The following is a 24,071-nucleotide window of genomic DNA, read 5'->3' as shown; positions in this document are numbered from 1 at the left end:
CAAACGCTTTGCCGCCTCCTGAGCAGCCAGATGAATCTCACCGATCAAAGGCAGATCTTCTGCGGTAACTTCATTCATGGAAGCAATATGTTTCTTCGGAATTACGAGAACATGTGTCGGTGCAGCAGGCTGGATGTCATGAAAAACGATAACATGGTCATTCTCCAGTACTTTATTGGAGGGAATGCTGCCCTCTACAATTTTGCAAAATAAGCAATCCATAGTTCATACCCTCCTTTTGGTTTCAACATTATGTATACCCTTGTATCATACCTGAAGTAAAAAGTATAGTCCAATTTTAACCTGTAGTCTGTATTGAATTTGAACATAAAAACCTTCCTGCATCTCGGTGATTGCACATTCATGCACGCGGAGATGAGAAAGGTCATATGGTTTGATCCATGATAAAAATCTGAAAGTTATACAACCAGAAAGTTAATAAATCAGAAAAGTCCATTCCGTTACAATGGTATTACTCTATTTTACTAACTCGTCTTGAATACACGCCAGACAATGTTTCAATAATACGGTAACAGCGTTAACGCAGTAAGTGCGAATAACGGGAGCACCAGCCGGTTAAAACGTCTGCGTCCATAGCCGTAATATGGATAAGGGGCAGGATATCCGTATCCCGGATAGAATCCGCGGGTGTGGCCAACAGGATAGTTAGCTCCTGGCATTGCATTAGGTGCCCAGTTCGCATGATTTACCATCGCTTCCGGTCCCACGGGAACCGCCAAATAAATCATTTCTTCATCCACGTTCTCCATAATACCATCATAATGCATGCCGTCATTCATCTGAACACATACATAACGATGCATGTGTTCCTTACACAATTTCTTCGCTTCCACCTTTTCCACGTTCCAACGCCTCCCTGAGTCTGCTCTTGATCACCTTTTCATGGTATTCAGATCTGGGCGAATTGACACTACCGGGAAAAATACAAAAAAAAGAAGCACCCCGTAAGCGGCTTCCGTGGAAGTCTGCTGTGCGGACATCTATTCAGGAAGCGTCCTGATCAGATGTCCGCCGGGGTACTTAAATAAAGTTTGTCGGCTTGACTGTATTATAACAGCGAGATGAACCTGTATCTGTGATGTAACTCACTCTGTCATGTTATAAAAGCAAGAAAAGAAATGTTTTTACAGTATAATCCATTTGAGATTTTTGCATAAATCCAAAGGGTGACTTTAAATCAGCAAGATATCGATCGATACGCTTCTGTTCGTCTATACGTTGGGTTGGGTCAGGATGCTTCTTCCTGTCTACTCTAGTACCCGGGAGCGAGTAGAATCGAATGATGCAAAATGCTGATATAGCCCAAATGGACAAAAGTGTACGGACTTTTATCCAGGAACACATATAACAATATAAGTTTCCTTATGAACTCGCTGTCTCTATAAACAGGTCACTAATGTTGCCTCAAAACGTACCTCTTCCCTCACGCTTTAGAGGGTTTCAAGGACCACTCGTGAGCCATTTCCGGCATCTCCTGCCGGAATCACCACCAGCTTGCGCGGCAAGCGCGCACGTAACTCAGGAACATGGCTGATGATACCGACAGTCAGTCGGTCGTCATGCAGTTTTTCCAGAGAGGTAATCACCGTATCCAGCAGCTCAGGGTCAAGTGTGCCGAACCCTTCATCCAGGAAGAAGAACTGAAGCGGGTACTGACCTCGAAGCTGAATTTGGGCCGACAGTGCCAACGCCAGCGACAATGAGGTCAAAAATGTCTCGCCACCCGATAACGTTGACACCGGTCGTTTCACTCCCCCGTTGGCATCATCACAGATCACAAATCCGCCCCTGAATCCACTTCCAGTGAATACCGCTGTTTGGTTAGGAAGCGCAGACGCTGGGAAGCTGCATGACTCACCTGCATCAGTTGTTCTTCCGCAATATATTCAACAAAGGCGTTACCTCTAAAGGCAGATTGAAGTTTGCTGAGCAGTTCACCCTGAAGACTTACCTCGACTCGCTTGTTCTCCAGTTCAGTCCAGCGTACATGCCGTTGCTGTACATCCTCCAAATCACGTTCTGCGCGTGCTTTGGTACGAAGAGCAGCCTCATCCTCGGTGCGAGCCTGCTGCAAGCGCTGCGTGCAAGCCAACCACTGCTCCTCAGATACGACAGCACCAGCCAGCTTCTGCTCCAGTTCTCTCAGTTGCGAGGCTAGTTCACGCTCACGCTCCCGGTGCTGCTGGATTTCTCCAGCCAGTCGCTCGGCTTCTCCCGCAGAAATCGCAGCCGCAAGAACAGCACTGTCCGAGTCAAAAGGGGATTGTTCCAGCAACTGATTCCAGCGTTCCTGTGCCTGTTGCAGATGCTCGGCTGCCGAAACTGCCGCCTGCTGGGCCATGACATCTTTCTTGGCCGACTCCTGCTTCAGGAAGTCCGCTTCCTTGAAGCGTTGTGCCGTGTCCGCTGCGGCTGTGCGCAGTCCTTCCAGGCGGGTCTGGGCGGTAACAATCAGATCTTCAACCCGCTGCTCCCCCACCCACTGACGCAGGCGCTCTTCTTTCTCAGCCAGCTGTTTGCTGTTACCTTGCCACTCGGTTTGCCACTGGATCAGCTGTTTGTCCAATTCAACCAGCTTCTGCTGAAGTGATTGAATGATCTGTTCTTTCTCTTCAAGGAACGTCACGCTTTTGTTCAGACGTTCCTTGATGTCTTCGGCGCGCGCATCGCGCTCCTGCATCGCCTGATAGAGGGCCTTGGCCTGCTCCTGAGCGATGCTTGGCAGTTCTGTGGCCCAGCGGCCCTGCAAGGCAGCCGCTGTCGCCTCGCTCTCAGCCAGCTTGCGCTCAGCCTGGGCGAACCCGGCACGGCCGGCCTCTTGCGCAGCTGCCGCTTCCATGCGACGCTGCTGCGCGCCCACAGCCGCCTGCTGCAACGCGGCGGCTTGGGCCTGCAATGGCGCTGCTGCGGCAGCCAGCGCCTGCGCGGCTTCGCGCAGCGCAGCGGCACGCGCCGCCCAGCCTGCCGGGGAGCGCCCGTCCACGGGCGACCCGGCGGGCTCGGGCTCCGCTGCCGCAGGCGCGGCCTCGGCTGCGGCCGGTGCTTCGCCGGCCGCGGCGCCAAGCTGCGTCAGCAGGCTGCGACGTTCGTGCAGCTGCTGGCGCAGCCCGAAGCGCAGCTCCTGCAGCTCCGCGTGCAGGCTGCGCAGCAGTTCCAGGTCCGCATCGCCTGCATGCGGGCCTTCTCCCGGCGGCGCAGCCGGGAGCGGGTGGTGCGGCGAGCCGCACACCGGGCATGGCTCGCCGTCACGCAGCTCGGCGCGCAAAGCGGAGGACAGCCGGTGCAGCTCCTGCTCACGCATCGTGCCACGCAGCTGTTCCTCCGCAAGGGCCAGCAAGCTCTGCTCGCGGCTAATGTCCTGCTCACAGGCAAGCAAGGCCTCAAGACCTGCGGACGCCTGTTCCAACAGATGCTGACGCTGATCACTCAGGCGCCCTTCTTCTTGATTCGCCGCCTCCAGCTTGATGACGCCCTGTTCTGCCGACTGCTTGTAAGCCTGCATGTCAGCCTTATTTTGCTGTAACTGCTCTGCTGCAGTATCCACACGATGCTTCAGTTCAAGGGCTACCTGTAGCTGTCTGCGTTCCTCCGACTTCACTTCATTCGGCTTGAGGCTCTCCTGTAATTCCTCACGCCGTTTGCGTCCACGCTGCTGCAATTCCTTCTCTTTCTCAAGTTGCTCACCCAGAGCAGTCTGTTCGTCCTGTCCCTGCTCCAGAAGCTGCGCGAGGCGCGTACAATCCGCTTGAAGTCCATCCCGTTCCCGTTGCAGCTCTTTCGCCTGTTCAAGTTGCTCCAGACGTAGCAGCAGTTTGGGTTCTTCCTCAGCCATTTGCGCATGAGCTGTCTCAGCCTTCTCTGCTTCCAGCACAGACAGGCGCTCATGTTCCACAGCCTGTTGATGGGCTGTCTCCGCAGTATCCTGCCGCTGCTTCTGCGTAGCCGCTGCTTCTCGAACGGTCTGGAGTACAGGCAGAATTGCATCTGCCGCAACGGATCGTTTCAGTCGTTGCTCGCCTGCTTCAACCTGCGGCTCCAGTGCTTTCAGCTTCTGCTGTTCATCCGTACGGGCCTGCCGTTCGTTGCTTAACTCACGTATTTTTCCCAGCTGTTCAACTTCCGCGGTAGCTTCATCCAGCATTTTTCGAGATAATTCAGACTGCTGAACTGCGGTTTGAAGAAGACGTTTCGTGTCTTCCAGCGTCTCCTTACTGGCATTGCCAAGCCCCTGTTGCTCCGCAGCGAGAGATTGGTGAACCATATCGTTATTTTTCACACGCCGACTTAACTTGATGGCGAGCTGATCCCCATACTTCTCCAGATGAAACAATCGTTGCAACATTTGGCGTCGTTCACTGCCTTTGAGTGACAAAAACTCGGCGAACTTCCCTTGTGGAAGCACCACTGCCCTTGTGAAATCATCCATCTTCAGGCCGATCACATCTTCAACGCAGCGATTAACCTCAGCCAATTTGTCGGCAAGTACCTGTTCTTCCCCATTCACGGTCTCAATGAATTTGCTGATCGTGTTACTCACCGACACTTCATTATTACGTTTGAACCTACGCTCTACCCGGAATCTCCGGGTCCCTTCGCCTGACGTCAGTTCGAATGTAAAAGAAACCGACAACGAATCCTCAGCATGATTCATAATCCCCTGAGTTCCGTTCACCGCACGTTCCACTTTTCCGTACATCGCCAGTGTGATTGCATCGAGCAAGGAAGATTTGCCACTGCCTGTTGGACCGAAAATGCCAAATAGACCTGTTTCCGTCAGCACCGTAAAATCAATTTCCTGCATCTCCCGATAGCTTTGCAGACCCGCGACTTTTAGCCAAATCGGCTTCATTTGCCTTCGACCTCCTCACGCACACCCGGCTCATCCTCATCCACAAGTTCCAGGAATAGTTGAACCAAGCTCTCTTCCGGCTGTGCGCCACCCGTCTGACGTTGATAAAATTTACGGAACAATTCATGTACCGGCAACTCAGATCGTTGCTCCAAAAGCCCTGCTGCAGCCATCTCGGGATACACCGGACGGATATGAATGATACCCTCATGCGATTTCCGCAATTGCTGAATCTCCTTCAAGGACATCGCATCGTCCAGCCACACTTCCATGTCGATAAAAGCCTGCGGATCACGTCCCTCGTCCAGCCAACGATATACTTCTGCCAGACCACCACGTGCCTGCCAGCGAACGAGCGGACGACCCGAGGTTAACAGCACTTCCTCCACATGGGCAGCTCCGCCGGGTGCCAGATCAACCATCGTAACCGACTTGCTCTGACCCGCCTCCGAGAAGCTGTAGGCCAGCGGAGAACCACTATACCGAATCACACCTTCTCCTTTGACAGCCTGTGCACGATGCAGATGTCCTAACGCTGTATACTGCGCACCCGTTGATAAGGAAGAAGGGTCTACCGTGTAAGCTCCGCCGATCTGAATCGGCCGTTCCGAATCACTCTCCAACCCGCCGAGTACATATATATGACTCATCGCCAAATTCACAGTATCCGGTCGAAAGGAAGCAGCCAGACGCTGCATTAACATGCTCACCCGATGGCTGTATGCCTGACGAAGTACATTTTCATCCCCGTCTGTTGTCAGCAATTCATTCAGTCTTGCTTCAGAAGGATAGGGCAATGCGGCAATCTGCGCGATCTCTCCGGTTCGCTGTGCATGGATGGTTACCGCTTCGGTAACGGGTGTACCCACCAGTGTAATCCCCTGCCTGTTTACAAGTGGGGTTACAGAGGCCACCCGCTCCGGCTGGTCGTGATTTCCCGCAATCACCACGAGAGGTCTGCCATGCTCTGTCAGACGTGCTGCCGCTTCGTAAAACAACTGCTCCGCCGATGCGGGCGGATTCACCGAATCATAGACATCTCCGGCCATTAATATGGCATCTGCCTGCTGCTCATCAGCGAGCCTGACGAGTTCATCCACGAAGTCTTCCTGTTCACGCAGGCGGCTTCGTCCTTCCAACGTTTTGCCCAGATGCCAGTCTCCTGTATGCAAAATGCGCATCGTCCGTTCCACCCCTTTCTCCATGTCATATCAATAGTAATAACTTTCGAATGATCTCTTCTACAATTTCACTGCATGTCCGCCATCAAAAAAGTACAGCCATTTCCGGTCGACTTTCCGTCCCAATATATCTTCAATAGCCCGTCCATACAAATCCAGTTGGAAATGATAGTTCCGGGTGAGTTCTTCCACACCACGATGCTCCGATACCCGATCTGTCTTATAGTCAAGTAACACAAGCTCGCCGTCCACTTCATACAGACAGTCAATAATCCCTTGTACAAGAACCGTCTCCTCTTGTAGCGATGCCTGTAAGTTGTTATCTTCATCGACCGTTTGCATGCCTGCATTCAGCGACAGTTCATGGAGCCACTCCGCAGGAGACCGATGTGCCGGAAGTCCATATATAAATGGAATTTCCCTTCTTATCCATTCTGCACGTAATAACTCAGCCCCTGGTTCTGTATCAAAAAATGAAGACAACTCTCCCGGTTGAATGGCCTCCACTTGATGGGGAAGCAATATTTTAAGCGAGATCAGGCGCGATATGGTCTGTTCAACGATTTCCGCATCAACGGATGATCCATCTACAGGAAGATGCTGCATCAACGTGTGATACACGGTCCCCCGTTCTGCCCCTGTCATCTGCGTTTCTTCCATGAATTTGGGACGACGCAGGTGCAGTTTGAAAGATGATCCTTCAGCTCTTGTGTCCGAGACATTCACCTTGATATTCCGATCTGATCCTGATGCAGTCTCTTCCTCGCTGAATTTACCGGAAGCCCCCGCTGTCCATGCACTGCTTCATCCTCGATGTAATTCGTCCCTGGAGTGCTTTGAACCAACAGCGTCTCCGCGTGTTCCTCCAGTTCCTCCATCACCTGAAACGGCTGATGTTCCTGCATGGCAAGTAAGGTCTTCAGCTCAGTGACGGAAGTACTTGCCGCCACTTGAGTTGCTGCTTCATGCGGATACGTCCACGAAAGCCGGTTATCGATTTCGCTAACCAGCCAGTCCGTACCCTCTTCTGATATCAGCTGCACAGGCTGAACTGCTTTTAGAGCTGCAATACGTTCTTTACGTGTATCAGTCATGCCCTCTTCTTCTCCAAGTGTCTGATTAACCACATGCTCACGAGATACCTGATCCGCAGAGATAATAGAAATCCCCCATCGCGATTCATCATCAGCAAGACAGCTTGAGAACGAGTCATGGTTTCCCGCAAGTTCTCGTAGCACCGCCGCGTCCCGATGTCTCATTAGGGATGGCCCTATCCAGTCCAGGTAACTGCGTCCCGCAGCAAGCAGGTAGTCAGGCAATGCCAGTTCAGGGCTGTCTTTGACCTGAGACCACGCGAGCGCCTTTTTGCTGGCATCTTTGACGGTTCCCAGCAAAATCATCTTCTCTTTGGGACGGGTCAGCGCAACGTACAGCACACGCATCTCTTCAGCAAGCAATTCAAATTGGGCACGACGACGAATAGCCAGATTGGCTAAAGTAGGATAGGCAACCCTGTTCTCACGATCCACAAACCTCGGTCCAAATCCCAGTTCCTTATGCATGAGAAACGGTGCGTTCAGATCCTGCTGATTGAACATTTTGGATATGCCCCGACAAAAACAATGGGAAACTCCAGTCCCTTACTCCGGTGAATGGTCATGATGCGTACGGCGTTGTCCTGTTCACCAGAACCACCTGTGACAGTTCCGAGGTCCCCCCGTTTTCCCGTAGTCTGGAGACGTAGGTCAAGAAACGGAACAACCCGCGATTTGCGGTGGATTCCTCATACTGTCGTGCGCGATCGTGCAGCGCCTTGAGATTACTTTGACGTTGCAGACCTCCGGGAAGACCGCCAACCCAGTCCAAATAGCCCGTTTCCCGATACATGCGCCAGATCAGTTCACTCAGACTGCCTTGTCTCGCCTCAAGTCTCCACTGTTCCAGTTGACGCATAAAACGAATTAACTTCTGCTGTAACTTCGAGCCTGAAATTTCGGTTTCACCCTGATCCAGCACCTCTGCCTCGGCAGCTACCGCTGATTCTCGCTGTCCCTGTTCCAATTCTGACCAAGCTTCCGGCCATTGTAGCTGGACCATGTTTGATTCAGAATGATTTTCCTGCCGGGATGGATCTACTGAACGAATGGAGTAATTATCCCATTCTCCCGCAGCCGATATGACAGCATCATAGAATGACTGTCTTTTGTCACCGAGACGAATCTGTGCCAGTTCCTCTTCATCCAATCCCACAATCGGGGAACGGAGCACGGAAGCAAGCGGAATATCCTGTCTTGGATTATCAACAAGCTGAAGCAAGGACATCATGATCTCCACTTCCGTAGCCTGGAAATAGCCTTTGCTCTGTTCTCCTCCAGCAGGAATCCCCTGCTGTCTGAACTCCTCAATCATGAGCGGAGCCCACATCAAGGTAGAACGCAGCAAGATGACCATGTCACCGTAACGTGCCGGGCGCATCGTTTGCAGCGCTTTGTCATATACATGGAGGGCAGGCTGGTCCGTATCCCCAACCATCTCTCGGATACGCTTCGCTATAGCTCGTGCTTCCAACTGAGCGGTTTCGAGTTCAGCACTCTCCAGTTCTGCTGAGACCAGTGCATCCCCATTTTCATCAGCGCTCTCCGTCAGATCTGGTCCACCACCCTGACGATCAATCAACATAAGTTCAGGTGTATATGCCTCACTTCCAAGCGTCTCTGAGGGAAACGTGGCCCCATATGCCAGCTGAGCACGTTCATCGTAAGCAATCTCTGCCACGCCTTCGTTCATGAGTTGCCGGAATATCATATTGACCGAATGTACAACTTCTGCACGACTGCGAAAATTCCGTGCAAGATCAATACGTTGACCTGTACGAATCAGGCCATTTTCTTCACTTTCATTCACATGCTTATATGCTCCATATTGGCGATATTTGTTCATAAAGAGACCCGGCTCGGCCAGTCGGAAACGGTAAATACTCTGTTTGACATCCCCAACCATGAATCGGTTGCCCGGGTTTTCTCTGGAAATCAGTTTTACGATATCTTCCTGAACCGTATTGGTATCCTGATATTCATCCAATAACACTTCATCGAAGCGTGAACGATATTCCATCGCCGCATCAGAAGGCATCGACAGCTCAGGCGTGGAGTCCTCATGTCGCAAAATGTGAAGGCAATAGTGCTCCAGGTCACTGAAGTCCACTTGTCCACGTTCCTGTTTAGCCTGCCGATAACGCTCCCCAAATGTACTGACCAGTCTTGCCAGTTCCTGCATTAGCGGCGCTGCTTGCTCCAGTTCCTGCCAGAACGAGAATGCACTTCTTCCGAAAAGTGATCCCTTCAGGTCGGAAACCGCCTTTTTCGCAGCCTCACGCAGTTCCTTCACCTGATCTTGTAAAGCCGGGTCCGTCTGATCTTTTTTGCAAGGCTTCAGTTTGCCAAATGTAGCCGGTTGGAACACTTCAGGCAAGTTCTCCCACGGCATAATCTCAACCGCAGACAACAGCTCTTCGACCATAATAAGGTCTTCTTTTAACGTATCTGCATAAGGGGTCGGACCTTCAGGTTGCATGGAAATATGGATACCTTGACGGAGTAATCCTGCTGCACCACTTAAAGCTAGAGCCGCATCACGCAAAATACTCTGAACCCACGCAGTATGTCCAAGTGCCTCCACACTTTCCACCTGAAAAGCAGATGCCATCTCAGCCAACCAATGATCCGGCCATGAATGACTGCGAGAGAAATCATACAATCGTTGTACCAGTCGATGCATGGCATCATCGTTCCGCTCTCCACTGAACCAGTCCACCAGCTCACGGAATGTACTTCCCTCATCTTCTTCGCCGTACTTCTCCTCGAATAGTTCTTCGAGCAATTCCTGCCGCAAGATTTCTGCTTCATTTTCATTCAGGATACGAAAAGCCGGATTCAGCGGGATGTGCTGATAATACCGGCGTATAACTTCCATACAGAATGAATGCAAGGTCGTGATGGATGCCCGTCCAAGCAGTGACAGCTGTTTACGCAAATGGTCTTCTCCGGGTTGCTCTTCGAGTGCACGCTCCAATGCTTCACGAATCCGTTGCTTCATCTCGGCGGCAGCCGCTTTGGTGAACGTAGCCACTAGCAAGCGATCCACGCTGAACCCGTGGGAAGGGTCTGCGATCTTGCGAATAATACGTTCAACCAATACGGCCGTTTTACCCGATCCCGCTGCAGCGGCAACCAGAATGTCTTCCCCACTCTCTGAAATGGCACTCCACTGGTCATCACTCCAGAAGCTACCTTCCGGTTTTGGCATATTCGTCATGACGTTTCCCCTCCCTTTTGATGAGACAGCATGTCCCAGATTTGTTGTTTGCCCGGTTTGGCGAGCAGATTATATTCATTGCCTTCAATATTCTCATCAAATTGACAGACCGGCTTATATGGACAGAACGTACACGCCACTTCCTGCTGGATACGATAAGGCTCAATCGCCACATCGCCATCGGTGATTCGTGTTCCAATCTCCCGAATATTGGTGCGAACCGAAGCAAGCAGCGTATCCCATTGCTCTGGCGTGGCTACAGCAGCGCTACTATAGAAGCTGCCATCCGCCTTGAGCGCCACCGGAATGATCGCTGAATATCCCTTATCCAGAGTGTTGTCCATCTGAGCAATCGCATCACGGTCCGCGAGCAAGAGGCCCTTCATTTTAAACCGTTTCAAAAGTTCTTGTCCTGCCTGCTCCGATGTCATGCCGTTAGCTGACTGCAACAAGGGGTTATGCACATGGAAATAGAGCACTCCTCCCGGCATCGCCGTCTCCCCAAGCCATTCCTCGGCAGCACTAAGCAGCACATCCAGATACGTGAGCATCTGCAATGACAGGCCATAGTAGACTTCATGCAGCTTGAGATCCGTTTGGCTAGACTTGTAGTCAATGACACGTAAGAGCAGACCATTCTCACCTTCTGCTACATCCACACGGTCAATCCGGCCCACGATCTCCATCACACAGCCATTCTCCAGTTCAAAACGTAGCGGCGGCAAAGGTTTATCCGGTCCAAAATCAAGCTCCAACCCAATCGGCTCAAAGCTTCCACGTCTGGACTGTTCACCCAGAATTACGGATGCCCTGCTGACGATATCTTTCAATTTACGGAAAATATACCCGTAACGCTTGGTGCTCAGCAGAATCTCCCCTTGCAGTTGTGGTGCAATCTGCTCCACGGTTTGTTCGGCTTCCTTACGACATTGCTCCGGCGTCAAGCTGCCCCAACTCCGATTTTCTTCGCGCAGGCGCATAGCCAGTTGACTTAGAGCAGCATGGAACAGCTGTCCAATGTCGGGAGCTTGAAGACGATACAATTGGCGTTCTTTGAGGTGCAAGCCGTGCGACGCAAAATGGGAGAATGGACAAGCTACAAAACGCTCCATTCGTGAAACGCTCGTTCTTACCTCTGTGCCATACAATCTACGGCTGGTAGCTGTGCGAAGAGGTAATGCCTTATTACGATAAAAGATCGATCCGAGCAGTTGTTCCAGCTGAGGTCTGCTTGTCTCACGCGAAAGATGCCAATTGTAGACTGCCCACCACATCTCGGAAATGTCTTCCCCACGACGCCATCTGCGCAATTGTCCGATTAACGCGGACAGGCTCTGACCCGGATGCATAGCGTAGGACCAATGAGCTTCTTCCGAATCGGCAACCGGTGGCTGGGCAAGTAATGGTTGTTCTTGTAACCCATACATCTTCCGTACATGTCTGACAATCTCGGATGGCAGCAATGCTTTTCCCTCATCATCCGCAACCGGATAACTCAGCCATAGCTGCCTGCTTGCCGATGTAAGCGCTGTGTAGATCAGAAAACGTTCATCCAGCATTTGTCTTGTTGCACCTGGTCCAAGCGCCACGCCTCTTTCGGTTAGCAATGATCTCTCCTGCTCCGTTAATACTCCATCAGCCTGGGGTACAGCGGGCAATTCCCCATCGACTGCACCAAGGATAAATACGTATTTGATATCCTGAAGACGTGTACGGTCCATGGAGCCGAATAACACCTGATCCAGCGCGGGCGGGACCAGACCCAGCTTTAATTCAGTTAATCCGGTCTCGATCATGCCAGCAAACAGCGCAAGATCCAGCCGTTCGTTCCCCATCATATCTACCATCTGATCCAGCAAATCAAGTACGGCTCCCCACATCTGCCGATGCTCTCTCGACCGCTCGGGGTCACCCTGAGCCTTCGCTTCAGCTGACATCTGATCCAGCTTCCATGGAATCTCCGCATCTTCCAGTAGTCTGTACAACGCCTCACACTGTGCCTTGGCAGTCTTCGCCTTGTTCATGCGTTTCTCAAAAATCCCCAAGGCATCGGTAATCACTGTTCGACAATTCTCCATCAAAGACAACATCTGATCGCGTCCTCGACTACGGCCGTCCTGTCCGTTGTCTTCCAGTGACAGACTCGGTACATACTTCCACGGTTTACCGTCCGTCCAGCGGTATCCGTGGATACCACAGGCCAATACATAATTCTCTAGCTGGTCCATATCTTCACGAGTGATGGAACCATCACGCGGAAGCAACAGATCCGTTTTGACACAACGAAATACATCTTCGTAACGCCAGTGGCGACGAACAATATCCAGTGCCGAACGAATAAATTCGGACAACGGATGATGCAATTCATTTCTTCTGCGATCCAGAAAGACCGGTACATCATAATCTCTGAACAGTGGTTCAGCAATGTCGGCGTAAGGTTCCAACTGACGAACAAGCACCGCCATGTCCCGGTAACGCGCACCTTCTTGTTGTGCCAGGCGCCGCATCTCACGCAGTGCTCCCTCCATCTCAGCTCGGCGATTCTCAGCTGCAACCAATTGGATACCCGAATCAAGACCCTGACTATTCCACCGTATCCGGCGGTCGAAACCAGCTTCCAGATGGGCAAGTCCTGGACGATCCTTGTATCTTGGTAAATTCTCTGAATCTAGCAAAGTTGTATCACTCGATACACCAAGTTCATCAGCCATTCCTTTGAGTCGCGCGTAAGCACTCGCTGTTGGGTAGAAGAGTTCCAGTTCTCCAGGCAGAGCACCATGATCATAAGCACGATCCAATGTCAGAGCAATCGTCACGGAAGATGACTGCAACATCAGCTGACCGATCACACTCATCTCCTGTGGATTGAATCCCTGAAACCCGTCAATCCAGATCTGGGCATCCTGCAACAATGTATTTTCAGATAAACGTTCTGTCAGTTCTGTCAGCGTATCTTCATCATCAATATATAAATCAGTCAATTCCTGTTCGTAGTCACGATATATCAGATTCAAGTCATGCAATTTGTCCTCCAGAATCGGTGAAGAGGATGAGGCACCCCATCCAGAGAGCCCCTCTTCCAGTGATGAAGGATCTAATTCATAACGTTTGAACTCACTATATAAGTCATTTAATTCCCCTATAAAACCCAACTGACTGCCGGAGGCACCAAATAACTTCAGTTCTTCCTTCCGGCGCTGGATTACTTTATAGAGCAGCATCTTTTTCCCTTCGGCTCCGATCGGAATACGAGCAGAACCGCCTGCTTCCTGCATTACACGGTAGGCCAAGCGGCGGAAGCCAAGCACTTCTGCACGCATGGTGCCTTTAATTGCTCCCGAAGACACCAATGCCTGCTCCGTCCGAAATGAACTCTGTTCCGGAACGAGGAGAATCAAAGGTTTGCCCTGCGGCTCATGTTGAAGCAGAGATGTAATTTCCCGGGTAATCAGCGAGCTTTTGCCGCTGCCTGCCCGGCCAATAACAAAGCGAACGGACATGTCCAATCCTCCAAACTACACGTACAGATTTTAATTCCCAGTATAACATATCTGTGTTGGTTCGGAACATACGTTTGCCACTATCCGGTAAAACCGGAGATCATCTCCGTAAACACGGCAAAAAGCCCACAGCTTTTCACACTGGGGACTTTTGCTTAATATCCGTTTTGAATTTAATCCGAGTTCATTTAATTAATTCTTTTTACTGCGCACTTCAAAAATAGCAAATTTCAGGTAATGACCTTCGTCTACGCCCAAAATCTGAGGATGATCTTTACCAGCCGCCTTCCAGTCAATCAGACGCAACACTTTGCCTGCATCTTCTGCTGCATCCGCTATTGTATCCAGGAAAAGATCAGGACGCATATGGTACGAACAGCTGGCTGTAACCAGATATCCGCCCTCATTGACCAGTTTCATCCCTTGCAGGTTGATATCTTTATACCCACGGCATGCACCTTTGACGGCTGATTTGGTTTTGGCGAACGCCGGAGGGTCGAGAATGACCACATCAAACGTTTTACCGCCAGATGCAAGCGCTTTGGATGTATCTACTTTCTGTTCGCCTGCACGCGCACGTGCAGTACGTTCATCCAGACCTTTGACTTGTTCACGCAAATATTGGAACGCATCGGCAACCACGAACTCGACACGGTCGGTAAAACCGTTCAACTCCACATTGGTTCGCGCACTCTCAATGGCATGCTCCGAAATATCAAGACATGTCACTTTTTTGGCTCCGTACTTGCAAGCATTCAAAGTAAAACTGCCTGTGTGTGAGAAGCACTCCAGCACTGTGGCACCATCCCAATAAGGGAAGGTCACGACCTTGCCGCTTTTATTCACAGGCAGCAGCTGTTCAACACCATCCAGCTCGGTCGGTTGTAGCATAATTCCACTCTTGTACCCCCAACCCTTCATGAGCGGTTCGATCGCTGCACGATTCTCGCGTTGGTCGAAGAAATAACCTGTCTTCTGGCCTTCCACGATATCAACTTTGATGAGCAAACCGTTCTCTGTAACCGTAACATGACGCGGACACTCACCATATAACGGACCTTTGATCTGCTCCAGACCTTCAAGTTCACGTATGGAAACATCACTACGCTCATAGATGCCTTCTGGCTGCATCACTTCAATGAGTGCCTGCACGATGGCTTCACGACAACGATCCATACCCAGTGTAAGCAACTGTACAACGAGGACGCTACCGAATCGGTCAACGATCAATCCGGGCAGGAAATCAGCTTCACCATAAACAAGGCGGTATGCTTCGCCATCTTGGACAAAGCGTTCCCGGTGCCGCAAGCAATCGCGGAAACGCGCTGCGAAGAATGCAGTGTCCATCTGTTCCAACTCCAAAGGTTGATAGGCTACAACTCTAACCGTAATTTGAGATGCAGGATTGTAGTATCCTGTCGCTAGATAGCGACCTTGATGATTCAAAACATTGACTAGATCTCCCGGTTCCGGGTTCCCCTCAACTGAAGCAATTTCGTTGTTAAATATCCATGGATGTGCATGTTCAAGCCGCTTTTTGCGACTGCGTTCTAATGTTACTGATGACAAGGTTGATCCACTTCTTTCATAGTTAGTTGAAAAGATAGGTTTGGAGCAAAGGAGACGCTACGGCGACGAATTGTTCCTCTGATCGCTGTTATCCCCAGATTTTTTTCGATTCCCTTTCTTAAAGGGAAAATCCGGGGATAGTATATGCTTCCGATGTAGCTTTCTTTCAGAAAGCTTTTAGGCGCACGCTTCGCTTCTTCGGTAACAATTTCGTCTTCTTCGCTACGTTTGCACGAATCACCGTATCTTTCGAATTGGGGTGTGGCAGTTAAGATACTTGAATTGAGGGAGGTTCGCTTTCTCTGAATTCCTTCGGCTTGTCATGGTTGTCTTTACTTACTCATAGGATGAGTTAAGGAACCGGACGGAAGGAATGATGTTTCTCATGTTTAGAGATGTTATATTGCCCCTGTTATATGGGCTTATTATCTTTTTTGGTGGCATGAAACTGATGGAGACAGCCTTGCAGCGCATGGCAGGGCCGATGCTCGCAGGTTGGCTCAATCGGGCTACCTCAGCTCCATGGAAAGGCATGGCTTTCAGTGCGGGGGCAACGGCCCTGCTACAGAGCAGTACGGCCGTTACTGTGCTCACCATTGGACTAGCTAATGCCCGATTGATTACCTATGGACGCACACTCGGCATCATTTTGGGCACCAACATTGGGACGTGCCTGACGACAGAACTAGTTGGATTACAGATTGGACGTGCTTCTCTGCCACTGCTCGTCCTGTCGCTGACAGGCTGGGCCATTTTCGTTGTACTAGGTGAACGCAATCTGGCAGCTCCAGAGCGCTCGCGCCGGACGCTGTTCAACATCCAGTACAGCTTTCTCGCAGCTGCCGGATTCGCCCTCGTCATGACAGGCATTCAGGTGATGCAATCCATTGCCTTGCCACTACGGAGCATGGGCGTATTTCAGTGGTTTCTCGACCGCTCGGCTGACAGTTTGTGGTGGGGCTTCCTGGCAGGTGTCTGCCTGACCGCCCTCATTCACAGCAGTGCAGCTGTCATTAGCATGGCGATTACGCTCGCATCCACAGGGGTATTGCCTGTGGAGATCGGCATCGCTATTGTGATCGGGTCCAACGTAGGGACCTGCATCACCGCAGTTATTGCTGCCGCGGGCGGAGCTTCCGCAGGCAAATTTGTTGCAGCCTCCCATGTTGTATTGAACATTACGGGAGCGTTTCTCTTTATGCCGCTGATCGGCCAGCTGCATGCAGCTTCGGCCTGGCTGTCAGCGGACCTCGGGGCACAGATCGCGCATGCCCAGACCCTTTTTAACATCACCAGCTCACTGCTTGCACTGCCTTTCTGTTACTTGCCGATCTGGCACCAAAAACCACCGGTCTCCACCCCGGCGGTGAAGTCACCCGTGGTTTGATATAATGCCTGTTTTGACCCACAGATTGTAAGGATAGCCGGACACTAACCGTTGTGTTATACGTTAATGCCCAATTTGTTCAGTGCTACACGTATAACATCATCGTTATTATCATATCCGCTCTGCTGCTGTAGGGACCACGCTTCTTCTGGAGCGTACCAATCCACACCCTTGATTTCTTCAATCTGGGGCTGAAGGTCCCCACTTTCCGCTTCAACGAGGTAGTAATGAACTTCCTTGTCCACAGGTCCTAACTCTGCATGCTGATACGTATACGCGATGATATCAACCGGCTCTATAATGCGGCCCACCATACCCGTTTCTTCCAGAATTTCGCGAAGTGCCGTCTGTTCCACGGTTTCTCCATCTTCCATCTTGCCCTTGGCGAGAGTTGTTTTTCCATAACGATCTACAATGAGCTGAATTTGAAGCTGTCCGCCTTCCCCTGTTCTATAGACAACTCCACCTGCTGAAATTTCTTTTTTGTTCATTCTGCTCTCTCCCATCGGCTTCGATATGTTTATCTTATTTTTTGCAAAAGAAGGACCTCATCTCCCCGGGTAAGCTCCCCCAAGGAAATGAAATCCTTGTTTCTGACGCCCGATTACATCGCGGCGGACTTGAGATTTTCTTCCAACACACGTACCAGTGTAGCCTGACTTTCGTTCACACCAGCTTCAACCACTTTGACACGGCACACTTTACCGACCATGTCCATGGTACCGTCAAAGACCAGCTGAATGTAGTTGTCGCTGTAACCGTGCAATTTGCCACTTCCCTCACGGCCTTTGGCTTCCCCTTCAGGAATGACCTCCAGTATCTCTCCGACAAACTGCTTGGCGTAATCCAGTTGCATCTGCTCGGACAACTCAATCAGTTCATGTACACGTGCATTTTTGACTTCTTCATGCACCTGATCTTCCATTCGTGCAGCTGGTGTACCGGTGCGTTTGGAATAAGGGAATACGTGCATTTCTGAGAAACCGATTCTCCGCATCAGCTCATAGCCATTACGGTACATCTCATCTGTCTCACCCGGGAATCCAACAATAATGTCTGTCGTAATAGCTACATCAGGCATTGCTTCCCGAATGCGAAGCATTTTATTATAGAACTCTTCTGTCGTATATTTGCGGCGCATGCGTTTCAATACGGTATCATCGCCTGCTTGCAACGGAATGTGGAAGTGACGAACCAGCTTGTCCGAACGTTGAATCACGTCCAGCATGCGATCGTCAATCTGGCTGGCTTCAATCGAGCTAATCCGAATTCGTTCCAAGCCCTCCACTTTATCCAGATCCCACAACAGATCGGTCAGATCGTAATTCTCCATGTCATCCCCGTATCCACCCGTATGAATACCTGTCAGAACAATTTCCTTGTATCCGGCCTGAACCAGTTGATGAGCTTGCTGAACGATGCTGTTCGCTTCCCTGCTACGGGAGAGTCCACGCGACCAAGGAATAATACAGAATGTGCAAAAGTTATTGCAGCCATCCTGAATCTTCAGGAATGCGCGAGTGCGATCAGCAAAATCCGGTACATCCATCTCTTCGAACACCCGAGTCTTCATAATATTACGCACGGCGTTGACGGGTTGACGGGACTCCTGAATTTCATTGACATATGGCAGGATTTTGTCACGGTCCTGCGTACCGATAACGAGATCCACACCCGGGATGTCCAGAATCTCTGCCGGAGAAGTCTGCGCATAGCAGCCTGTAACGGCCACAATCGCATCCGGGTTGCGCCGAATGGCACGACGGATAATTTGGCGGCTCTTTTTGTCGCCGGTATTGGTCACTGTACAAGTATTAATCAAGTATACATCCGCTGTCTGTTCGTCAAAGTCCACTTGATCGTATCCTTCGTTTTTGAACAATTGCCATATCGCCTCTGTATCATAGAAATTAACTTTGCAGCCTAAGGTGTAAAACGCCACGGATGGCATAATTACATTCCTCCCATTTCTCCGGATTCATATAGCACGCAAGTTAGTGCAGCCATGCCCGCTGTCTCGGCACGCAAAATGCGTTTGCCCAGTCCAACAGATACAGCACCTGCCTGATCGGCTTCCATCGTCTCCTTTTCGGAAAATCCACCCTCAGGTCCAACAACAATCAATACTTCTGCACTTGCATCAGGTGCAAGCTGCTCGATGAACGGCTTCAATGCATCTCTCAGTTGCTTGCCGTTTTCCTTCTCATAACAATAACATACCAAATGATAGGCCTCAAAAGAAGATAACAGCCCTTTCCAGGAAAGTGGCTGCTCGATGGATGGAATACGATTCCGGTGACTCTGCTCGGCAGCTTCCTTGGCAATTTTCCGCCACCGCTCCAATCGTTTGCCTTCTTTCTTCGCATCATATTGCACAATCGTACGTTCCGAAAGGAAAGGTACAAAGGATACCGCCCCAATCTCGGTACATCTCTGGATGACCGTCTCCATCTTGTCGCCTTTGGGCAAGCTCTGAGCCACAGTTACGCGGATCCGTGCTTCATGGTCCATAGCCAGGGGTTCTACAATATTTGCCGTTACTTGACCTGTTTCGATGCTCTCAATTGCCACTAAAGCTTCTCTGGAGTTTCCGTCACTGACAATCAGTTTATCTCCAGGTTTGCCACGCATGACCTTGCCAATATGGCGTGCATCATCACCCGTGATGATGACAGCGTGTTCGTTAAACTGTTCTGCAGATACAAAATATCGTTGCATCGTCTGTCCACCCATTCTGTCCTGTTATGACTGAATTCACCCGGCCCTAATGGGCTGGCGTGAATCCAATCGCCACAGATGATCATACAACTTTTATGTCTATCTGACCAGTATATCAGCCCAAATTGCTGACCGTTCACTAGCGGTATAACTCGATAATCAGACCTACCAGATCCATATACATGTTATTTGCAAATACATATAACGGTTGAATCGTTACAGCCTGCAACGGTGGGATAACTAGAATCAACAGGAAAACAAAGATGGACCATTGTTCCACACCCTGCAGCTTGCGACTGAGGGACGGTGGCAATACATCTTCAAGAATACGATAACCATCCAATGGCGGAAGAGGAATTAGATTAAACATAAATAGGAAAAAGTTCGTTATGCTGAACAAAGGTAAAAACGTCATCAGTGCTGTAACCACCCGCTCATTCTCGATGGTGCCCAGTACGCCTGATCCGAACAGACAACCATACACAATGGCACCAATAATGGCGAGCACCAGATTACTCAGAGGACCTACGACAGATACGATAGTCCCCATCAATCTCGGCTTATCAAAGTTCGCCCGATTAACCGGTACCGGACGCGCCCAGCCGAAGCCAGCAATCACAAGTAACAGCACACCCAAGAAGTCAAAATGTACAACCGGATTAAGTGTAACCCGACCCAGTAGCTTGGCCGTCGGATCACCAAATTTGTTGGCAAAATACGCATGCGAGAATTCATGCACCGTAAATGCGATCAGGATCGTCAGCAGGAAGAACGGTAGCTGATCGATCGGATAACGAAAGAACCGTTCCAGGAAATCCATGCGTTACCTCTTTCTGGCTACATAAGCGAGCCAGTCCTCATCACGATGGATTGCACTCACTTCAAATCCGGATGCCACCAGTGCATCTTGCACAACCTGCTCCTTGTTCTTCCATATGCCCGAAACAATATAAATACCGCCAGACTCAAGCGCGTTATAGACATCATCGACGAACAGTAAAATGATCTCTGCCAGAATGTTCGCAACGATAATCTTAACCGGCAGTTTTACGCCAAGTGCAGGGTCCTGATTCCCAAGCACGGACAGCAGATCGCTTTCTTTCACAGTAATGTGTTGCTCCAGCTTATTGAGTTCCACATTCTCTCTTGCACTGGTTACTGCAACCGGATCGAGGTCCAGCGCGAGCACATGTTTGGCGCCAAGCTTCACAGCTCCAATGGCCAGAATGCCTGAACCTGTACCTACGTCAATAACTTCTTCGCCACCTTGAATCACTGTTTCCAGTGTGCGCAAGCAAAGTGAAGTTGTTGGGTGGGTTCCTGTACCAAAAGCCATGCCTGGATCAAGCTCAATGATTTTCTCGTCTGAACTCTCTGGGGTGTACTCTTCCCACGTTGGTTTAATGGTTAGACGTTCCGATACACGTACCGGCTTAAAGTATTGCTTCCAGGCTGTCGCCCAGTCATCTTCATCCACTGTACGAGTCTCATAACGAACTTCACCCGTATCGATTTCGAATTCGGTGAGTTCATCAATTCTCGGACTAACTTCAGACTGTAACGCTACCATATCCGTGCCTTCAGAGAAGTACCCTTTGATGACCGCAAAGCCTTCCGGGATATCATTCAAAGGAACGTCGTATAATTCACCATACGTCGTGTCACGTTTTTTATTTAAAGTACCGGATTCTTCTATTGAAACTCCTCCAGCACCCGCTTCATGTAAAAAATTCGAAATCATCTCCACAGCTTCTTCTGTGGTATGTATTGTTAGTTCATGCCATAACATACTTGGTTGTTCCTCCTCATTTTTCAAACATCCCAACTATTGTACTACACAAGCGAGCCGGAGTACAAAGCCGCACCAGTAAAAGAAAAACAAAACAGGATATCCACAGCCTGGCTGTCCGAATATCCTGTCTTGTATTCATCACAATCTGTTTGAACTCCCTCAGCAAAAACGTCCACCGTTCCGTGTGATCATCTCAGCGGCCTGCGGGAGAGAATCATTGGATACAGATACGGTCAACAGAATTTGATGCTTCAGCCTGTTTGCCGAATCTTCTTCAGGCGTATCATACACCTGACCCCCTGACAACATTTCAGTCTCATCGCTAATCAGGGCAAGTACATTCAGTTCACCACTGAATCCTCCGACAACAGCCGTAGGAGATTGATCTGCACCCGTTACAACATTTGAATCCATTGCAGAACCTTCGTTACGAAGGCTCTCGATACTCAATTGATTCGGGTGCAGCAATTCCAGAGCTCTGCGTGCAGACTCGGCTTCAGACCAACTTGTAAAAACAGCTTCAAGAGTCACAGCCGAGCGATCTTCAGTCATGAAGTTCCCGTCCCTGACGTCGATCAGCCGCTTCACCGCGGCGCAAAGCTTCTATATCTTCGTGATCCGCAGCTTCAGCACTGAATTCCACATCCTCATTTTTGGCAGACTGCATTCGTTTCATCTTTTCCGTTTTCGTAAGAATCTTGCCTGGACGTTCATGTTCTGCCATTGTAATGCTCCTCCTTCAAATTAAAATGAACTAAGAAGTGTTACACTGTAACACTCCGATTGTAGTCCCATCCTCCGATCGCTGTTATCCCCAGATTTCTTCAACTCCCTTCTTAAAGGGAGAAATCCGGGGATAGCGTATGCTTCCGAAGTAGCTTTCTTGAGAAAGCTTTTAGGCGAACGCTTCGCTTCTTCAGATTGGTTCTACACTCTCCGTTAAAGTGTAACTCTCTGTTCATCTTTATAGATTTCTGAAACTAGATCATTCCACCGGCTTGTTCGATAATGGACATAGCGCGGTGATGTACCCCTTCGTCAACGACTACAGTCAGTAATACATCTCTTCCGGTTGGTCCGCCTTGTCCACCATCACTCATGCCACTTGCGGACGGATCCGCCGCAGCCATGATTCCAGCACTGGCATTGGTCTGCATCGAATCGGGTACCCATGATGAAAAACTACCGGAAACGCCCGGCTTATAGGAAGCTCCGCTTGGTCCGACACCCGCATATCGGCTGAATCGATTAATCGACAGGTCCTCCACTCGCAATGCCTCCAGTTTTTTGGCTGCGCCTTGAGCCTGCTCCGGGCTGTGAAAGTACGCCAAAATATTTTTCTCGGTCATCCACTTCACCTGCTTCCCTAATTTCTCGCATATCAGCTATGCATATCTTTCTCGCCATGCTATCTTTCCGCAACTTTGCTGAGAATATACCGAAATGCTCCCACGAATTGCTGTCTTTTCCTCGTTGTATATTCGTGTGTCTGGGAAACTACTCAAAACCACTCCACTGTACGCAAAAAAGGACACTCTGCGGTTAACCCGCTAAAGTGTCCTTTTGGAATTGCTACGATATCTATCCTCAGTCGCCACGGAAGGCACGTTTCACTCTATCAAAGAAGGATTGTTCATGTTCATGCGTTTGCTCTCCATCCAGTGCAGCAATCTGACGAAGCAAATCTTTCTGTTCGTCATTCAGCTTACTCGGTGTAACCACAACCACTTTCACATGCTGATCCCCTTGCCCCATACCGCGCAGGCGTGGTACACCTTTGCCTTTAAGACGGAAATACGTTCCCGTTTGTGTACCGGCTGGTACTTTTAACTTCACTTTTTCAGACAGCGTCGGGATCTCAACCTCATCCCCCAAAGCTGCCTGAGCAAAGGTAAGCGGGATTTCGCAATAAATATCGTCCCCTTCACGCTCGAAGAAATCATGGGTTTTCACACGAATGACAATATACAGATCGCCAGCAGGTCCACCTCTCAGACCTCCCTCGCCTTCACCTGTCATACGCAGTTGCGCCCCATCATCTACACCCGCTGGAATGCGAACATGGATTTTACGTTGCTTGCGTACTTTACCGCTACCACTACAAGTTGTACATTTTTCTTTAATAATTTGGCCTGAACCGCTACAGTTCGAACATGCACGGCGATTAACCATACGACCAAACGGTGTATTTTGCACGACTTCCTGCTGACCGCTACCGTGGCATACGGAGCAGGTTTCCGGTTTCGTTCCAGGTTTGGCACCTGAGCCATGACAGGTATCACAGCCTTCGGTACGCGGAATCGTAATATCGGTTTCTTTGCCGAATACAGCTTCCTTGAACTCGATTGTCATCGTGTATTGCAGATCATTCCCGCGCTGCGGAGCATTTGGATCACGCCGTCCGTTGCCACCGCCGCCAAAGAACATATCGAAGATATCGCCAAAGCCGCCGCCGCCAAAATCACCGCCACCACCGAATCCACCCTGATTCGGATCAACATGACCATATTGATCATACTGTGCACGCTTTTGACCATCACTTACTACATCGTAAGCTTCTTTAACTTCCTTAAATTTGGCTTCCGCATCAGCAGCCTTGTTTACGTCAGGGTGATACTGACGGGCAAGCTTACGGTAAGCCTTTTTGATATCCTCGTCGTTAGCCGTTTTACTAACGCCAAGTACCTCATAATAATCACGTTTTTCAGCCACTCTTCCACCCCCATATCATTCAACATAT

15 protein-coding genes and 2 pseudogenes are annotated in these 24,071 nt (G+C 50.1%); 1 reads left to right on the top strand and 16 read right to left on the bottom strand.

What is annotated here, in order from left to right:
• The 7 genes and pseudogenes from C0Q44_RS12630 to C0Q44_RS12595 all read right to left on the bottom strand — a co-directional run.
• Nucleotides 1-222, bottom strand: a 222-nt coding sequence (locus C0Q44_RS12630; RefSeq protein ID WP_146113451.1) for an HIT domain-containing protein, incomplete at its 3' end; no start/stop codon positions are given.
• Between the two features lie 296 nt (nt 223-518).
• On the bottom strand, nt 519-863 hold the full coding sequence (locus C0Q44_RS12625; RefSeq protein ID WP_105407545.1) for a hypothetical protein: 345 nt from the start codon (nt 861-863) through the stop codon (nt 519-521).
• 588 nt (nt 864-1,451) lie between these two features.
• Nucleotides 1,452-4,870 (bottom strand): annotated as a pseudogene (locus C0Q44_RS12620) (SbcC/MukB-like Walker B domain-containing protein).
• Entirely contained in the window at nt 4,867-6,051 is a 1,185-nt protein-coding gene (locus C0Q44_RS12615) for an exonuclease SbcCD subunit D (protein WP_105407703.1), read from the bottom strand. Before C0Q44_RS12615 ends, C0Q44_RS12620 begins: the two are co-directional and overlap by 4 nt.
• Before the next feature lie 60 nt (nt 6,052-6,111).
• Nucleotides 6,112-10,365: pseudogene (addA, locus tag C0Q44_RS12605) on the bottom strand (helicase-exonuclease AddAB subunit AddA).
• Complete coding sequence (addB, locus tag C0Q44_RS12600; RefSeq protein WP_105407543.1) at nt 10,362-13,865, bottom strand: helicase-exonuclease AddAB subunit AddB; 3,504 nt, start codon at nt 13,863-13,865, stop codon at nt 10,362-10,364. Before addB ends, addA begins: the two are co-directional and overlap by 4 nt.
• 192 nt (nt 13,866-14,057) lie before the next feature.
• Nucleotides 14,058-15,434 carry a class I SAM-dependent rRNA methyltransferase gene (locus C0Q44_RS12595; RefSeq protein ID WP_105407542.1) on the bottom strand — a complete coding sequence of 459 codons (1,377 nt, stop codon included), beginning with the start codon at nt 15,432-15,434 and terminating at the stop codon, nt 14,058-14,060.
• Nucleotides 15,435-15,819: 385 nt separating this feature from the next.
• Between C0Q44_RS12595 and C0Q44_RS12590 the strand changes: the two genes are divergently transcribed.
• Entirely contained in the window at nt 15,820-16,821 is a 1,002-nt protein-coding gene (locus tag C0Q44_RS12590; protein ID WP_105407541.1) for a Na/Pi cotransporter family protein, read from the top strand.
• 56 nt (nt 16,822-16,877) lie between these two features.
• Here C0Q44_RS12590 and C0Q44_RS12585 read toward each other — a convergent pair whose 3' ends face one another.
• The 9 genes from C0Q44_RS12585 to dnaJ form a co-directional block, all read right to left on the bottom strand.
• Complete coding sequence (locus tag C0Q44_RS12585; protein WP_105407540.1) at nt 16,878-17,312, bottom strand: NUDIX hydrolase; 435 nt, start codon at nt 17,310-17,312, stop codon at nt 16,878-16,880.
• 113 nt (nt 17,313-17,425) lie between these two features.
• Complete coding sequence (mtaB, locus tag C0Q44_RS12580; RefSeq protein ID WP_105407539.1) at nt 17,426-18,772, bottom strand: tRNA (N(6)-L-threonylcarbamoyladenosine(37)-C(2))-methylthiotransferase MtaB; 1,347 nt, start codon at nt 18,770-18,772, stop codon at nt 17,426-17,428.
• A 2-nt stretch (nt 18,773-18,774) separates the two neighbouring features.
• On the bottom strand, nt 18,775-19,539 hold the full coding sequence (locus C0Q44_RS12575) for an RsmE family RNA methyltransferase (protein ID WP_105407538.1): 765 nt from the start codon (nt 19,537-19,539) through the stop codon (nt 18,775-18,777).
• Nucleotides 19,540-19,678: 139 nt separating this feature from the next.
• Nucleotides 19,679-20,359 carry a site-2 protease family protein gene (locus tag C0Q44_RS12570; RefSeq protein ID WP_105407537.1) on the bottom strand — a complete coding sequence of 227 codons (681 nt, stop codon included), beginning with the start codon at nt 20,357-20,359 and terminating at the stop codon, nt 19,679-19,681.
• 3 nt (nt 20,360-20,362) lie between these two features.
• Entirely contained in the window at nt 20,363-21,328 is a 966-nt protein-coding gene (gene prmA, locus C0Q44_RS12565; protein ID WP_105407536.1) for a 50S ribosomal protein L11 methyltransferase, read from the bottom strand.
• A gap of 162 nt (nt 21,329-21,490) precedes the next feature.
• Nucleotides 21,491-21,883 (bottom strand): hypothetical protein, encoded by a 393-nt coding sequence (locus tag C0Q44_RS12560; protein ID WP_105407535.1) that lies wholly within the window; start codon nt 21,881-21,883, stop codon nt 21,491-21,493.
• Nucleotides 21,876-22,055 (bottom strand): YfhD family protein, encoded by a 180-nt coding sequence (locus tag C0Q44_RS12555; protein WP_105407534.1) that lies wholly within the window; start codon nt 22,053-22,055, stop codon nt 21,876-21,878. Before C0Q44_RS12555 ends, C0Q44_RS12560 begins: the two co-directional genes overlap by 8 nt.
• A 256-nt stretch (nt 22,056-22,311) precedes the next feature.
• The gene (locus C0Q44_RS12550) at nt 22,312-22,680 is read right to left on the bottom strand and encodes a hypothetical protein (protein ID WP_105407533.1); all 369 of its coding nucleotides are present in this window, start codon (nt 22,678-22,680) and stop codon (nt 22,312-22,314) included.
• Between the two features lie 238 nt (nt 22,681-22,918).
• The gene (dnaJ, locus tag C0Q44_RS12545) at nt 22,919-24,043 is read right to left on the bottom strand and encodes a molecular chaperone DnaJ (RefSeq protein WP_105407532.1); all 1,125 of its coding nucleotides are present in this window, start codon (nt 24,041-24,043) and stop codon (nt 22,919-22,921) included.
• Nucleotides 24,044-24,071 lie beyond the last annotated feature (28 nt).

It is taken from the genome of Paenibacillus sp. PCH8 (assembly GCF_002968835.1).
Taxonomy (GTDB): domain Bacteria; phylum Bacillota; class Bacilli; order Paenibacillales; family Paenibacillaceae; genus Paenibacillus.
This window is presented reverse-complemented; position numbering and strand designations above follow the sequence as displayed.

Coding starts and splice junctions, on each gene's coding strand:
- C0Q44_RS12615 (WP_105407703.1), bottom strand. CDS start 6,051: ATGCGCATTTTGCATACAGGAGACTGGCATCTGGGCAAAACGTTGGAA.
- addB (WP_105407543.1), bottom strand. CDS start 13,865: ATGTCCGTTCGCTTTGTTATTGGCCGGGCAGGCAGCGGCAAAAGCTCG.
- C0Q44_RS12590 (WP_105407541.1), top strand. CDS start 15,820: ATGTTTAGAGATGTTATATTGCCCCTGTTATATGGGCTTATTATCTTT.
- C0Q44_RS12585 (WP_105407540.1), bottom strand. CDS start 17,312: ATGAACAAAAAAGAAATTTCAGCAGGTGGAGTTGTCTATAGAACAGGG.
- mtaB (WP_105407539.1), bottom strand. CDS start 18,772: ATGCCATCCGTGGCGTTTTACACCTTAGGCTGCAAAGTTAATTTCTAT.
- C0Q44_RS12575 (WP_105407538.1), bottom strand. CDS start 19,539: ATGCAACGATATTTTGTATCTGCAGAACAGTTTAACGAACACGCTGTC.
- C0Q44_RS12570 (WP_105407537.1), bottom strand. CDS start 20,359: ATGGATTTCCTGGAACGGTTCTTTCGTTATCCGATCGATCAGCTACCG.
- prmA (WP_105407536.1), bottom strand. CDS start 21,328: ATGTTATGGCATGAACTAACAATACATACCACAGAAGAAGCTGTGGAG.
- C0Q44_RS12560 (WP_105407535.1), bottom strand. CDS start 21,883: ATGACTGAAGATCGCTCGGCTGTGACTCTTGAAGCTGTTTTTACAAGT.
- C0Q44_RS12555 (WP_105407534.1), bottom strand. CDS start 22,055: ATGGCAGAACATGAACGTCCAGGCAAGATTCTTACGAAAACGGAAAAG.
- C0Q44_RS12550 (WP_105407533.1), bottom strand. CDS start 22,680: ATGACCGAGAAAAATATTTTGGCGTACTTTCACAGCCCGGAGCAGGCT.